Origin of the sequence: Desulfobotulus pelophilus (assembly GCF_026155325.1) — a bacterium.
Lineage (GTDB): Bacteria > Desulfobacterota > Desulfobacteria > Desulfobacterales > ASO4-4 > Desulfobotulus > Desulfobotulus pelophilus.
Genome location: NZ_JAPFPW010000071.1, coordinates 1 through 875, shown reverse-complemented (window position 1 = coordinate 875; position 875 = coordinate 1). Strand labels below are relative to the sequence as shown.

The 875-nt window shown below is 56.3% G+C and carries 1 protein-coding gene; it reads left to right on the top strand.

The genetic code is table 11. The annotated features are described in order from the left end of the window. On the top strand, positions 1–875 hold an 875-nt coding region (locus OOT00_RS16060), incomplete at both ends, for a hypothetical protein (RefSeq protein ID WP_265426435.1).

The following is an 875-nucleotide window of genomic DNA, read 5'->3' as shown; positions in this document are numbered from 1 at the left end:
TGACCGCAAGGCTTATCTACAATGGCGCAGGCCATCCTGCGGAGCTTCAGGACCGCCATGGCGAGGCCGGGCTTTTCTTCACCCATGACAGCGGGGGCAGGCTCACGGAAGTAAAGGACGCTGCAGACCGCAGGGTTCGCTACGTCTGGAACGGGGATCTGCTCAGCAAAGTTGAGGATCCTCTGGGAGAAAGCACCGGCTACTCCTATGACAGCAGTGGCCGTATCCATAAGATAAGAGATCCTCTGGGCCAGACCCGTACCATCGCCTATGACAATAACGGCAGAGTGCGCTCCATACTGGATGAAAAGAATCAGGGTCACCTCTTTGCCTATGGATATGACGGAACCCGGCAGGAGTTTTACAGCAGAACCGAAGACCCGGACGGCAGCATCCGGGAGATCTGGTACGACCGCAAGGGCCGCATCAAAAAGACGGCCGTGAACGGCGACGAAGAAAAGCGCTATGTGCGCGATGGCCGCGTCACAACGGAGATCACGGCAGACGGAGCCCGCACTAAAAAAGAATACGACGTGCGGGGCAACCTCATCCGCGTCACCCATCCCGATGGCGGCGAAGAGTCCTTTGTCTATGACCCGGTTCTTCAGAAAAAAACCCTGCACATCAATGAGGCAGGAACCCGCACCCGTTTGGTCTATGATGCCAAAGGAAGGCTTGTCAGGCAGATCGAGGCCGAAGGCCTTGAAGAAGAGCGGCGCAAGGACTTTAGCTATGATGACGAGGGCAACCTCATCGGAGTAAAAGAAAGTGCGGGCGATGATGGGAGCCGGAGCCTTGTCATGGCCTATGACAGCCTGGGCAACCTCATCCTGCTCAAGGATGCAGAAGGCCATGAAGAGCATTTTACCCATGAT